The 12,560-nt window shown below is 64.5% G+C and carries 17 protein-coding genes; 13 read left to right on the plus strand and 4 right to left on the minus strand.

Going from position 1 to position 12,560, the window contains the following annotated elements; translation table 11 throughout:
* Nucleotides 1-13 precede the first annotated feature (13 nt).
* The 4 genes from ASE56_RS13500 (at nucleotide 14) to ASE56_RS13515 (ending at nucleotide 3,540) form a co-directional block, all read left to right on the plus strand.
* Nucleotides 14-1,459, plus strand: a complete 1,446-nt coding sequence (locus tag ASE56_RS13500) for an Eco57I restriction-modification methylase domain-containing protein (protein ID WP_056230695.1) — start codon at nucleotides 14-16, stop codon at nucleotides 1,457-1,459.
* Nucleotides 1,456-2,391 carry a BsuBI/PstI family type II restriction endonuclease gene (locus tag ASE56_RS13505; protein WP_082450699.1) on the plus strand — a complete coding sequence of 312 codons (936 nt, stop codon included), beginning with the start codon at nucleotides 1,456-1,458 and terminating at the stop codon, nucleotides 2,389-2,391. Before ASE56_RS13500 ends, ASE56_RS13505 begins: the two co-directional genes overlap by 4 nt.
* 110 nt (nucleotides 2,392-2,501) lie before the next feature.
* Nucleotides 2,502-3,137 (plus strand): hypothetical protein, encoded by a 636-nt coding sequence (locus ASE56_RS17065; RefSeq protein WP_162234519.1) that lies wholly within the window; start codon nucleotides 2,502-2,504, stop codon nucleotides 3,135-3,137.
* Nucleotides 3,138-3,168: 31 nt separating this feature from the next.
* Complete coding sequence (locus ASE56_RS13515) at nucleotides 3,169-3,540, plus strand: hypothetical protein (RefSeq protein WP_056230702.1); 372 nt, start codon at nucleotides 3,169-3,171, stop codon at nucleotides 3,538-3,540.
* On the opposite strand, the gene ASE56_RS13520 is transcribed toward ASE56_RS13515, so the two are convergent.
* Nucleotides 3,541-4,296: a hypothetical protein gene (locus ASE56_RS13520; RefSeq protein WP_156371730.1), complete on the minus strand. Its 756-nt coding sequence runs from the start codon at nucleotides 4,294-4,296 to the stop codon at nucleotides 3,541-3,543.
* Nucleotides 4,293-4,982: a hypothetical protein gene (locus ASE56_RS13525; protein ID WP_056230706.1), complete on the minus strand. Its 690-nt coding sequence runs from the start codon at nucleotides 4,980-4,982 to the stop codon at nucleotides 4,293-4,295. Before ASE56_RS13525 ends, ASE56_RS13520 begins: the two co-directional genes overlap by 4 nt.
* Before the next feature lie 184 nt (nucleotides 4,983-5,166).
* On the opposite strand from ASE56_RS13525, the gene ASE56_RS13530 reads away from it, so the two are divergent.
* The 4 genes from ASE56_RS13530 to ASE56_RS13545 all read left to right on the plus strand — a co-directional run bounded on the left by ASE56_RS13530 (nucleotide 5,167) and on the right by ASE56_RS13545 (nucleotide 7,989).
* Nucleotides 5,167-5,994, plus strand: a complete 828-nt coding sequence (locus ASE56_RS13530) for a hypothetical protein (protein WP_156371731.1) — start codon at nucleotides 5,167-5,169, stop codon at nucleotides 5,992-5,994.
* A gap of 150 nt (nucleotides 5,995-6,144) precedes the next feature.
* Nucleotides 6,145-6,555, plus strand: a complete 411-nt coding sequence (locus tag ASE56_RS13535; RefSeq protein ID WP_156371732.1) for a hypothetical protein — start codon at nucleotides 6,145-6,147, stop codon at nucleotides 6,553-6,555.
* 172 nt (nucleotides 6,556-6,727) lie between these two features.
* On the plus strand, nucleotides 6,728-7,780 hold the full coding sequence (locus ASE56_RS13540; RefSeq protein ID WP_056230714.1) for a hypothetical protein: 1,053 nt from the start codon (nucleotides 6,728-6,730) through the stop codon (nucleotides 7,778-7,780).
* Nucleotides 7,780-7,989: a hypothetical protein gene (locus ASE56_RS13545; RefSeq protein ID WP_156371733.1), complete on the plus strand. Its 210-nt coding sequence runs from the start codon at nucleotides 7,780-7,782 to the stop codon at nucleotides 7,987-7,989. Before ASE56_RS13540 ends, ASE56_RS13545 begins: the two co-directional genes overlap by 1 nt.
* Nucleotides 7,990-8,027: 38 nt before the next feature.
* Here ASE56_RS13545 and ASE56_RS13550 read toward each other — a convergent pair whose 3' ends face one another.
* Nucleotides 8,028-8,486, minus strand: coding sequence for a hypothetical protein (locus ASE56_RS13550; RefSeq protein WP_156371734.1), 459 nt, complete (start codon nucleotides 8,484-8,486; stop codon nucleotides 8,028-8,030).
* A gap of 233 nt (nucleotides 8,487-8,719) precedes the next feature.
* Between ASE56_RS13550 and ASE56_RS13555 the strand changes: the two genes are divergently transcribed.
* From ASE56_RS13555 to ASE56_RS13575, 5 genes are read left to right on the plus strand one after another with little or no spacing between them, the layout of a single operon-like run.
* Nucleotides 8,720-9,337 (plus strand): recombinase family protein, encoded by a 618-nt coding sequence (locus ASE56_RS13555; RefSeq protein ID WP_056230720.1) that lies wholly within the window; start codon nucleotides 8,720-8,722, stop codon nucleotides 9,335-9,337.
* On the plus strand, nucleotides 9,334-9,702 hold the full coding sequence (locus tag ASE56_RS13560) for a hypothetical protein (RefSeq protein WP_056230723.1): 369 nt from the start codon (nucleotides 9,334-9,336) through the stop codon (nucleotides 9,700-9,702). Before ASE56_RS13555 ends, ASE56_RS13560 begins: the two co-directional genes overlap by 4 nt.
* The gene (locus ASE56_RS13565; RefSeq protein WP_056230724.1) at nucleotides 9,699-10,076 is read left to right on the plus strand and encodes a hypothetical protein; all 378 of its coding nucleotides are present in this window, start codon (nucleotides 9,699-9,701) and stop codon (nucleotides 10,074-10,076) included. The genes ASE56_RS13560 and ASE56_RS13565 overlap by 4 nt, the downstream gene beginning before the upstream one ends.
* The gene (locus ASE56_RS13570; protein ID WP_056230727.1) at nucleotides 10,077-10,529 is read left to right on the plus strand and encodes a hypothetical protein; all 453 of its coding nucleotides are present in this window, start codon (nucleotides 10,077-10,079) and stop codon (nucleotides 10,527-10,529) included.
* Complete coding sequence (locus ASE56_RS13575; protein ID WP_056230729.1) at nucleotides 10,526-11,107, plus strand: hypothetical protein; 582 nt, start codon at nucleotides 10,526-10,528, stop codon at nucleotides 11,105-11,107. Before ASE56_RS13570 ends, ASE56_RS13575 begins: the two co-directional genes overlap by 4 nt.
* A gap of 99 nt (nucleotides 11,108-11,206) precedes the next feature.
* On the opposite strand, the gene ASE56_RS13580 is transcribed toward ASE56_RS13575, so the two are convergent.
* A complete protein-coding gene (locus ASE56_RS13580; RefSeq protein ID WP_156371735.1) occupies nucleotides 11,207-11,917 on the minus strand; it encodes a hypothetical protein in 711 nt (236 codons plus the stop codon).
* Nucleotides 11,918-12,560: the final 643 nt, after the last annotated feature.

A 12,560-nucleotide genomic window follows, 5' to 3' on the forward strand; every position in this document is an offset into this window, starting at 1 on the left:
GTACGCTGGGAGCATGGACTTGCTTGACCGCGCTGAAGCGCGCCGTAAGACCTCGCTGGCAAGGCTGAAGCCCGACGAGCAGGCGGCCTTCGGCCAATACTTCACTCCATACCAGGCAGCTCGAATCATCGCCGACCTGCCGCGCATCCCGGATGGTCAGACCGTTCGCATTCTTGACCCCGGCGCCGGTAGCGGCATCCTCACCGCCGCCCTCGTCGAACGACTTCGCGACCGTCGCCCCGAGCTGCGAATCCACGTCACGGCGGTCGAAGTGGACCAGACGCTCCATGCTGCCCTTCGCGAGACGCTTACTGACATCGAGGCGCTCGGCAGCGTCTCTACCGAGCTGGTTGACGCCGACTTCCTGAGTTGGGCGCTGACAACCGACGAGCGGTTCGACTTGGTCATCCAGAACCCGCCGTACGCGAAGCTCCAGACCGGCAGCGCGCCGCAGAACATGCTTCGCGCGGCGGGCATCGACGTGCCGAACATCTACGCCGCGTTCCTGACCCTTGGGCTTCGCCTGCTTCACGCTGACGGGCAGCAGGTGGCCATCACGCCCCGGTCATGGATGAACGGCACGTACTACTCAGCGTTCCGTCGTGAGTTCGTTACTACCGCAGGTATCGACGGCATCCACACTTTCGAGAGCCGGTCAAAGGTGTTCGGCGACACAGGCGTGCTCCAAGAAGCCATCGTCGTGTCGGCCACGGTTTCCGCAAAGCCCGAGAACGTGGTCGTCCACACTTCGCACGACCATCGCGAAGATGCGACCTCGCGCACCGTGCCGTACGCCGATGTTGTGACTGCCGACTTCATTCACGTTCCGGCGACGGAGAAGGACGCGGAGGCCGTCGCGTGGATGACGGCGCACGCAACGCACACCCTCGCCGACCTCGGGCTGACGGTGTCCACTGGGCGAGTCGTGGACTTCCGGAGCCGCGACATGCTGCATCAGGAGAAGGTGGGTGGGGCTGTGCCGATGGTGAATGCCACGCACATCCGTGGGGGAGTGACCCGTCACCCCGTCGGCGCGAAGAAACCGGAATGGTTCCACACCGACCCCGCCGTCGCAGCCAAGTTGCTTGTTCCAGGCGGCGCATACGTCCTCATCAAGCGGTTCTCCGCGAAGGAAGAGCGGCGCCGAGTGGTCGCCGCGGTGTGGGAGTCTTCGGAGCCGGTCGCGTTCGACAACAAGCTCAACTACATCCACGACAGCGGGCACGGTCTCGATGAGCAGGTCGCGCGCGGACTTGCGGTCTATCTCAACTCCACCCGACTCGACGACTACTTCCGAGTGTTCTCGGGCCACACGCAGGTCAACGCGACAGACCTCCGGCAGATGCGGTTCCCGTCGCTCGCGCAGCTCCGTGACCTCGCGTCGGCCGACACGACCGACCAGGCGTGCATTGACGCGGCCACCGAATCCGTCCTCGCACCGGTCGGAGTCGCAGCGTGACCCGGCTCGCCGAAGCTCAGGCGCTGCTTCGAGCGCTCGGCTTCGACAAGCCTCGTTCTAACGAGCGCAGCGGGCGCACGCTGCTCGCACTCGCGCAGCTCGACGAGGACCGCCCGTGGAGCGCGACCCAGAATCCGATGCTCGGCCTGCGCGCCATCCTCGATTGGATGCGCGAGCACCTTGGGGAACCGATAGCGGAGAACTCTCGCGAGTCGGTCCGGCGCCAGACGCTGCACCAGTTCATTGATGCGGGCCTCGTCGTCTACAACGAAGACGACCCCGCGCGTGCGACCAACTCGTCGCTGAACAACTACAAGCTGACGGACGAAGCCGTCGGGGTGCTCCAGGCGTACGGCACGTCCGGATTCGATGCCGCCGTGACCGCGTACCTAGCAAAGGTGCCGGGGCTTATCGCGAAGTACAGCGCCGCGCGCGAGATGACGCGTATCCCGGTGACGCTTCCGGGTGGGAAGGAACTCACCATCGGTGCGGGCGGTCAGAACGTCCTCATCAAGCAGATGGTGGACGACTTTTGCGCGTACTTCGTCCCTGGCGGCGAGGTGCTTTACATCGGCGACGCCGACAGCAAACTCATGCACTTTGACGCGGACAAGCTCGCCGAGCTGGGTGTCACCGTGAACACTCACGGCAAGCTGCCTGACCTCGTCGTCCACCAGCCCGAAAAGAACTGGCTGTTTCTAATGGAGGCGGCGTCCTCGCACGGCCCGGTGGATGCGAAGCGCCATGGCGAGCTTGCCACGCTGTTCGCCGGGTCCACGGCAGGCCTCGTCTTCGTGTCCTGCTTCCCCGACCGCGCTACCATGCGTAAGTTCCTCGCTGACCTGGCTTGGGAGACCGAAGCATGGTGTGCGAGCGACCCGACGCACATGATTCACCTCAACGGCGAACGCTTTCTCGGGCCGTACGCGTGATGGTGGTTAGTGCGCCCGCGACCCCCGCTTCGGCTCGTAAGCGGGTATCCGTCTGGTACGGCGTAGTAGGGGTTGCGACGCTTCTCCTCGGCTTGTCGGTCGGCGCCTGGGTGGGCGCATGGTCGGCCTCCGGCCCGGATGGTCAGTTCGATGTCTCGACATTCGAAGCCTTCGGCACGTGGCTGGGGGCGTTGGGGGCACTAGGCGTTGCCGGTGTCGCAGGCTGGTACACGTACGCACGACACGTTGACGAAGCCCGTCAGGCTGAGGCGAAAGTCGCCGCTGCTGAGGCTGCGGCACGCCGAAAGGCTCGCACCCGCGCCCTGATGTGCGCGATTCGCACGCGTCCGCTGGGTAATCCTCAAATCGGATACTCTCGCATGCATTTCGCCTTCGAGAACAAGGTCAAAGACGTTGTCTTCCGACCTTCAATCAGACTCCCTGACGGAAGCACGCTCGACGGGGACGAGCAAGTGTGGCACGGCTATACCTGGGGCAAGGATGCGCCGCTCGAAGCGCTTGAACTCGACGCCAACTACCCAACCAAGGAGCTGGCCAGCGCAGCGTTCAAAGAGGCGGCGCGCGATAAGGTCACGTTCGAGTTCACCCTCCGCGGCTACCGGTTCGCGCGGCGTGGGAGCACAGTCAAGCTGCTGCACCCGGACGACGGTTCGGGGGAGGTCATCGACCCAGCCCTCGCGGAGCCGACCGCGGCCAACGCGCCCGAGCAGAAATCAGCGACCTAGCCCGTCTGACCCCACCAGTACCGTCCACCGAGTGACCATCGAAGCGCTGCGCATCCGTCCCCATTCCGACTCGTTCGACGCGGTGACGCTCGAACACAAGCCCGTGACAGATACGCACCTACAAGCGCTCTACGCCGCGCTCGACGTGCAGCTCGCCGATGTTATCCGGCTACCTGAGAAGACCGACATGCGGGTCAACGACCAACGGCGCATCGGCGGCAGCGGACCGAACCGCATCGCGACGAACATGCTGCGTGCGTGCGGCATCCACCTCGCTGACGAAGACGATGTCTGCGGCGCTGTACTGTTCGCCGGGACTGATGGAAACGGTGCGATGGCGAGCCTCACAGACCGCCAGCGCGCGGTCCTGGAAGATGCGCTTGCTCAGGCCGTGAGCATGTGACTACTTGACGCTGAAGTAGGCGACACTGGGCGCCGTGGCGAGGTCGCTTGGAACACCCTCACCGTTGAGGATGAACCCAGCGGTGACCACGATTACCGCGGTTGTTAGCCGATGCGCTTCGAGGTCATGGTCGATGCTCGGCGGGGTGCCTTCTCCCATGAGCGTGCCGTTCTCGGGGGCGTACATCCCGGCGAGGTACCCGGTGGCGTGCGCCCACGTGGAATCTTCGCGCCACAGCCGATAGACAACGCCCGTGTTCAGCTCCGTCCCCTGCACCGCAGCGGTCAGGTTCTTCGCCTGCTCGCGCAGCTTCGGGTCGGATGTGGGGTGATGCTCGAACTCGTCGAGGGAACCAAGGCCGACGAGGTAGTCGAGGTCCATGTCCCGCATGTGGGTATCCGTTGTGGATTCAGTGGCTCGCGAGTGAGCAAGCATCGTGTCCACCGCGGGGTCTCTTTGGTCCTGCGGCATGTTGCCGAGCCAGAGGAGACGGAGGGCCAGCTCCCAGAACGCGCGCCTGTTCGGCGCGGCGGCGTACCCGTGACCGTACGTAGCCAGGTTCGCAATGATGCGGCTCTGTTCGAACGCCGCCCGCATCCAGCCGACGACGAACTGGTTGACATGCGAAGGCGGAACCGCAGTGAGGTCCACGGCTAGAACCGCGTCGGCGGAGCGCCGAACGTAGTCGGCATTGATGATGTGAAGCGGGCGCTGACGCGCACGTCGGCGGTCGTTCTTTGAACGGCTACCGCTCATCGCACACCCAGGAATTCGTTCACGATGACCTTCGCGGCACCCTCGTCCACGCCCTCATCCACGAGCAGGTTGTAAACAAGCGTCACGATGAGGAACAACGCGTAGGTGTGCGACGACAGGTCGGGGTCCATGACGTGCGGAAACGGGTCGCCACCGTTCGCGGGCGCGTAGGCCGCAGCCATTGCGCCCGTCGCGTGTGTGTATTGAGTCTCCTCGCGCCACGCGGCGTACAACCCCACGCTGAGCGAATCGTTGCTTTTCGCCGCAGCTAGGAACACCCGGGCCTCGTTCTTCAAAGCTCCGCCCGCGGAGTCGAAGACCAACTCTTGATATGCCGACAAGTCACGGTCCGAGTTGAAGCCCATCTCGCGGAGATGCTCCTGGTTCTTCTCGGTTAGCTCGCGCTCATGGTCGAGCATCGCGTCGAGGGCACCAGCGCGGTCCTCCTGGCTCATTCCGAAGAGCCACTGGAGCCGCACCGCAATCTCCGCGAAGGACCGGCGGTTCGGTGCGGCAGCCGGAGCCATCCCACGCTTGGTGAGGGTAGCGATGACCTGACTCTGACTGAACGCCGCTCGCATCCAGCCGATGACGAACTGGGTGACCCGAGTGACCGGGATTGGTTCGAGGTCCGCTTCGAGAGCGCGCCTCGTCGCGGCTAGCGCGTAGTTCGCGTTGCGTGCCATCTCCGACTGCTCTCGCGGCGCCTGCTTCCGCCGATTCAACTTCCTTCGAGTCATGTCAACCACGCTAGCGGTGAGGTGTCTAGCCTTCGGCCGCTTGTTCCGGCGGGGTAGTCATCGGCAGAGGGCGCCACCCTAGAGTTGTCCGCAGATAGCTCGGTCGCTCAGACCGCGGGGTGGGGGACTGATGCACTACTTGGAAGATGACGCACAACCATACAAGCGTCTGTCCGGCGCGACCTGGGAGGGGCTACTTGCCAGTATTCGCCAGTCACCTTCCGGTTCGTCATTGGACGCTGACAATCTCGCAGTGGCGGCTGTCGCCGACCGCTACGAAGTTGTCGCGTTCGGTAGCGACGAGGCAGTCCTTGCGACCGATGCTCGAATCGTTAGCCGCTGCTTGGAGTCTTACCTCTGGCATGTGCGGGACAACTTGAACGCCATTCACCGTCTGCTCACGCACCCTGACACCCTGAACGAAGGACGCATCTACTACGGCATCGTCGGCGTTCATCACCGGGCGGTCATTGAGAGCAGTGCTCGCCTGCTCTGGCTTATCTCGGAGCCGACCCAGGTGGAACGTCTGACCCGGTACTGGCAGATGCTGGACAATGACGGTCGCATGACTGCCAAGCAGCCCATGGCGCTCGCGACCGCCACCGCCGACGTGACCTCCCTTCAGCGTTCCCGTCAGCCGGTAAAGAAGGCGGTAGCCGATAGCGGCGGTAGCGCTGTCGGAAAGAAGAATCCGACCGTCCGCGAAGTGGTACGGGGGAGCTTCGGCGATGACATGGTGGTGGTCTACGACAAACTCAGTCAGTTCGTGCATCACTCCGTGAACCAAGACGACATTCTCAGCGGCGCGCCGTTCGCTCGCGGTCTGAAGGGCGTCGGCGCAGACGACTACGACGCAATCCACCGCGATTTCGACCTACGAACGATTGTGTCGGTGACCAACACCTACGCGGCTCTCTCGGAGTACACCACAATCTCCCGAGAAGAAATCTTCGACTAGAGCTTGCGCTTTTTCGAAAGTATGTTATAATCGGCTACGCAACAGAACATCGAGGAACTTCAGCTCCCACATTTCGGGCCTTCGCCACGGCGAAGTGGAAATCAACGGTTCAGCCCGCACTGGACCGAAATGCTGAAGAAAGGCACCTCCATGTTCCACTACACCGTTGCCGTCGGACTGAACGACTCGGTTCCGACCATCGCTGATTGTCGCCCCGGCGAGCATCTGGCGAACGAGGCCGCGCGGGCCATCGACGCGGACATCGTCGAGTTCTCGTACCTCCCCGACGCTTCACACGAGCAGGTCGTCTGCGTCGTAGCTTCGAACTCGTACGGCTCGCCGTACCTCAACCCCTTGCTGACGGCTATCGTGTCGCGGTTGCGAGGCGAGTTCCATCCGGTATACGGGTCGGGGACTCTGCTGGCGAGCAGCGACGATTACATGATTCTGCCGCTCACTCCTGCTCAGGCACAGAGGATGGTCCACCTCTGTGATGACGTAGAGGTGCGCGAGTTGGCGGAGGCGCTCCAAGCGACGCGCTCCTCGTACGACCTCGTCTGACGATGTCCGCGAGGCGGGGCAGATGCGTCCCGCCTCGCGGCGTCACCCTTCTACTTCAACTCCTCGTCCGTTTCCTCATTGATAGGGCGGCCCGTACGCGGGTCGTGCGACGCAACCTCGGGTCACAGACCTTCACTGCCGGGGACTGCTCACAGGACACAAGGAGAAGAAGATGAGCAACGCCCACAACAACAGCGACGGCAGCCGCGAGGGAGAGTTCCTCTGGTACTACAGAGGTGCTCCCGAGCAGCTAGCCGCCCTCGACCATCGTCATCCGCACTCTCCAGGGGTGGACCGCGATGAGTACACCGCGCTGCGCCGATTCCACGAGCGGCGGGGCTTCTGGAACGCTGATGACCCGGCCTTCGATGGAGTTGACGGTCGCGGTTTCTCGCTCAGTGGCCATCACATACAGACTCAGGCCGACCGGGACGCGGATGGCTATAACTGGCGAGGCATCGACCGCGACGGTTACAACGAGCGTGGCTGGAGCCAGCGCGGCTTCGACCGGGACGGTACGCACCGTAACGGAACGCTACGTGACGACAACGGGCTGGATGCAGATGGCTACGCCGAAGATGGGTTCAACACGGACGACCGTACCGGGCGTACCGCGTTCCCGGCTCGTGACCGGCAAGGTTTTAATCTCCGCGGCTGGGACTCCGACGACCGCAACCGTCACGGTCAGTTCCAAGGGAGCGCGCGCGAGTCGATTTGGTGGGTCTCCCTGAAGACTCGTCCGCACTACCTGCCCGAGGGGTGGGAGAAGACCTGGCGGAGTGTGTTCCCTTACACGCGCCAGAACGTTCGCCCTGACGACATCTACATCGAGTGCACGTACGGCGCACGTGTGCCGGGAGGTGCGGTGACGGCGGGAACGAGTCATCTGTCGCTTCACTGGCGGGCGCGTGAGTGCTTCGTCCTTGGTCAGCGACTCGCCGACGACCGGAAGGCTGGCGCGGCAACTCCACATATGAACTCTCTCACCGCGCAGTGGATTGACGACCTGGAGGCGCTGCGCGGCGATGCGGTCCGGGAGATGCCTCGCGGTCTCGGGTTCGAGCGTGAGGACCGGCAGATGATGGCGCTCGCGCTCCGGGCCGGACTTGGCTACGCCGAGCCGACTCGGCGCGAACTCATCGAACTGGGCTACGACGAGGCAGTGCGCCACTACTCACCGACGCTGAAGTGGCGCAAGCGTTCAAGGCTTGGGAGCGCGGCCTGATGGCCCGCCCTAAGCCGTTGCCCAACCGCAGCGAGTTCGACTCCGACGAGGCGTTTGTCGATGCAATGCTCACGGCGATGCCCGCTCAAACACAGCAGTACGCGATTCGCAACCGCGCCTCAGCCGTCGCCCTGGCGGCCGAGGGGTGGAGCGCCGAAGTAGTGCATCTCGAACTGCTCTCGAACTTCGTGTTCGCTCTCACCGACTGAGAAGAAGTGCACCGGCAACGCCTGTTAGCCGGTGCACTTCAACCTCGCCGAACGGCCTTCAGTAACCGGAGAGCCAGCTCATCCATCCGGGTGCCGTCGCCCCACAGCGCTGCCGCGCGCTCGTCGGATACCGGCCAAGGCTCTTCGCCCACCTCGTCAAGGTGGGCGCGGGCCTTAGCCATTGTCGTGGCCGTTGCCTCAGACCATCGGTCCGGTCCTGAACCTGCGTAGAACGCCGCCACGGCCTCACCAAGGGTGCGGAACGGTGAAGGTGCGCTCTCGCGACGCCGCTGCTCCACCAGCTCCAGGAGCGCGGCTTCGGCCTCCTCGGGGGTATCGCCGAACTTCCGCAACGCACGCAGAGCGAGGGTGTTGGGGTCGCGCCACTGCGTCGTCGCCGCGAACGGCTTCGGAGGGGGAACAACCGACCACGCAGTCACCTCGCGAACACGGATGACGCCGTGCTCTCCAGGCTCGATGGCGGGACGCGGTGACACATGACGAGAGTATCGCCTCTTGTGGTGACATTTGACAATCTATGTGTCACCGCTATACATTGTCATTCGTCACCAAGCGCGGCAGAAGTTCAGTGAACATCTGGCGGAGGCGGTGACCGGGTTACGCCGCTGACATCTGGCGGTGAACGATTCGGCGCAGACATGGCGGCGCCGGGATGCCGTAGGAGAGCGGCGGAACCTATGACTTTTGCCGGGAGAAACGGGGTCGAAAAATGCGTCTGGGCTATTCGAGAGTCAGTACGGCACAGCAAGACCACGCCCGCCAGCTCGCCGCGCTTGAAGCCGCTGGGTGTGAAAAGGTCTTCACCGACAAGTGGACCGGTGACTCCGCCCTCCGGGGGCGGAGTGGCGGCTCCGAGCTGATGCAGCACGCCCGCGCTGGGGACCGCATCATTGTGACGGAACTTGCGCGCGCCGGGCGCCGCCCCGCTGCTCTCTTGACCTGGCTCGACCAACTCGCCGACGCGGGCGTCGAGTTCGAATCGCTCAGTGAGGGCATCGTCATTGTGCCGGGGGAGAGCAACCCTCTCGGGCGCCTTCTGGTCCACCTCCTCGCCGCTGTGGCGGAGTTGGAGCGGTCCGTGCTGCTCGCCAGGGCCGCAGCGGGCCGTGAGGAGGCGATGAAGAGGGGTGTTCGTTTCGGGCGCCCTGAGAAGCTCAGCCCTGCCGAGAAGGCGAAGCTCGTGCGTCTGTACAAGGCGTCGCTCGCCGACGGGATGACCGCCACAGCTTCCGCACGCGAGACGGGCAGAACCTTCTCCGTGTCAGAGAGAACGGTCTGGCGTGTGGTTCGGGAGGCTGAGCAGTCGAAGGGCGGTGTTGCAGCGTGAGAATCCTCATCGACTCAACCACCACCGTCTTCGACACACCTGTTCTTCACCTCGTCGCGGGTGCCGACGACGCGCGCCGCATCGCAGCCGAGGGTACTCCGGGCGCCTTTCGCATCGGCGTCGCTGCGCTCCAGCGGCTCTGGGCGCTCATGGAGCAGCACGAAGTCGTCATCTACGTTCCGTTCTCCAGTCTTCAGCGCGGAACCGCGCAGTACCTCCGCGACCAAGGAGCAACAGTCACCTGGCGCACCTGGCATGAGGAACGCCAGGAGGCCGATGTCGCTGTCGTCGCACAACGCGGCCTCGACCGCAGCGCCGACTTCGTGGCGCCACCGCATCTGCATGATTGGGAGGTGCCCTCATGACCGAGTACGCCATCACCATCGCCGCAGAGTGCATCGCCCTGCCACTGGATGAGCACACGGATTTGGCGACCATCGCGCAGGCGCTCGCGCACCGTGACCTGACCGCCGACTTCGCGCCCTTTGCGATGAGCGTCATGGCCCTCGACGGGCTGCTCATGCTGCGCGGCAACGTCGAGGCCATCGGCATCTACGTGCCCGAGGACCAGGCCGCACGATACGCCGACCTCGTGCCGGTCCTCGCCGGGTGGGGCTTCCACATGGTGCACCGCTACTCCGGGGTCGCTGTCGCGCCCGACTTCGCAGCGGTCATCTGCCCGCCGCTCCGATTCGCGCACGACATCGCCTGCCGCGCGCTCGACCTCGTGGGGGTGTGAGTGGGCCTCATCATCGTCGAATCCACCGTCATCGCGTACGCTGCTCAGCCGCGGCTTGCTGGATGGAAGCGCGGCCAGCTCCAGCGACTCGCGGAAGTCATCGTCCGCGAACACGACGGTCTGCTGGAAGCGGACGGCGCCGTCTACAGCGCGACCGCGCTCCAAGCGCTCGCCTACGCGCGCGCTGCGGGCGCACACGTCGCCGTCTACACGCCGCAGCATGAGGCCGGGGCGCGGCGGTTCTTCATGTACCAGGGCATCCCGCTCGTGCAGGAACCATGGAAGCGGTTCGTGGAGCGGAACTCAGGCGCCGCCTACCTCACCACCATCGCGTTAAAGCGGAGCACATCGCCCGACGTGCACCCCCGATTCACGCGCCTCACGCAGCTTGGGCTGACCCGGCTGCACGTCGCAGAAGCGCTTGACCTTCTTAACATTCGGAGGACTCGATGACCACCGTGCTCGCGCTGCACTCCCGTGCAATCTGGGCGCCCCACCCCGGCGGACCCTTCGATGTCGCTGAGCGCCTCATCCTGGAACAGACCGGCGGCTTCGTGCAGCTCGGCACCGGGACACACGTCGCCCTCGCTGACTGGGAGCGTCGGGTGGGCCGCGTCTACGGAGCGGTCGAACACGACCGCGTCATCATCTTCGGTCACGACGAGACAGACCACCTCGCGATGAGTCGTATGGGCGTCGTCGCGCACCAGCCGCTCCGCGCGATGGTTACCGACTACGACGCCGACGAGATGGCCAACGGTATTGCTCGGCTGGCCGAGAACGACGGTGACTACGACGAGCTGGTCATCGTCCTGCGCGCGCCGTACGGCGATGAGGTGCGGCGCGAGATGCGCCAGCGCCTTGACTGGCTGGTGCCTGCCGGTGCCACGGTCCGAGGCCATCTCGTCGATGAGCGCTTGGGCGCGCTCGAACGAGACTTTCTCGACCTGGCGGGTGCTGGTCCGCGGGAGGCGGGGGAGCTGCTCAGCATCCTGGAATGGCGCCCGCTCGACACCGACGACGCGCTGTGAACTTGGCACCGTGGATGGGCCAGACCGAGAACGTTCTTCTCGACTAAAGCGAGCGCGGGACGCCACTCAGCGAAGCTGCGCGCGCCGACGCAGTGTGGGTCACTCCAGCTCGTTTGCTTGGATGACCCACTCCGTCGTGCGAGCGCCGCGGGAAGCACCCGCCGCGTCCACCGTCTCGACAGAACCCACTGACGCGCGAAGGCGCGGTCCGATGTCGTCGTTGAACGCCATCGGCGTGATGAAGATTTCGGCGAGATTTTCGAATGGCACCACCTCGCGGAACGACGATTCGTCAACACCGACCGAGGTCGGGTCGATGACGATGCGCACCACACCGTTCTCGAACGTGACTGAGGTCACCGCCCGGGCGACCAGCACGTTCGCAGCGGCTCGTTCGTTCACGAAGCCCTGGAACGCGGCCAGAACCTCTTCGTTCGATGCAGGATTCACAGCGGGCACCTCTTCGGTCGGGGTTGGGGTGGGGGTGGCGGACGGGGTATCCATCGGCTCGCTCGGTTCAGCCGTCGTCGTCGGTTCGGCATCGACCGGCGAGCTGCGCTCGTTGATGACGCCGACCGTGATGATGGTTGCGAGAATCAGAACTAACGCGGTGCCGCCGATGATGATTAGCAATCGGCGGCTCTTGGGTGCGGGGCGCCGGAAGGTCAGTGTGGTCTGAACTCGACCCTGGTCCTGACTGACGAACTCCCAGCCGTCAGCTTCCACCTTCGTTCGGGTTCGAGCCTCCAGCCCGCGCACCGCGCGAACCGTTCTTGTCTCGTACCGCGGCTCGTTACCCGTGTCGCTCATGCTTCCCCCACATTCAGAACAGGGTCACGCTAGCGGACCGCCGACAACGTGTATGGCACCGCACCGGCCGATTTTGGGCAGAGTTCTCCTTAACTGATGGCGATAGGCGCGTTTTTGCGCGGTTCTCAGCGGCGCTGGTGCTTTGCTCTGCGCATCCGAATAGCGCGCTTCGCAGCACGGTCGGAGAGCAGAGGTAGCGTCTGGTTCAGAGCGTGAACCAGAGCAGCCAGCGACGCGAGGACCGCAGCGAGACCCTGAAAGTCCATCGCGACCTCCCGTCAGGAGATGCGCCAGCGGAGTGCTGGCGTGTGGCCACAGCCGAACGAGCTGCGGAGCTGGTGATGCCGCTTGGGCATAAAAAATGACCAGTCGCTTGACTGGTCGTGGGGGCGGGCTGACGAGCATGCCTGCTGGTGCCGGGTGGTGGTGCAAGTTCAGCAACCTGGCGCGAGGGGAGGAATGTAGGTCTGACGGAGACAGCGTGCTGTCCTCGGACGCACAGAAGCCCGGTCATCCGACCGGGCCTGGGTGCGACTATCGCGCAGCGTCAGCCTATCACTAAGGTGCGACACGCCGACGACGTGTCTGTCAGCGTGTCGTCACGAGCAAGTGGAGGTGAACCTTCGCATCTCGACGGGGCTGG

The organism is Microbacterium sp. Leaf203, from assembly GCF_001421275.1.
Lineage (GTDB): Bacteria > Actinomycetota > Actinomycetes > Actinomycetales > Microbacteriaceae > Microbacterium > Microbacterium testaceum_A.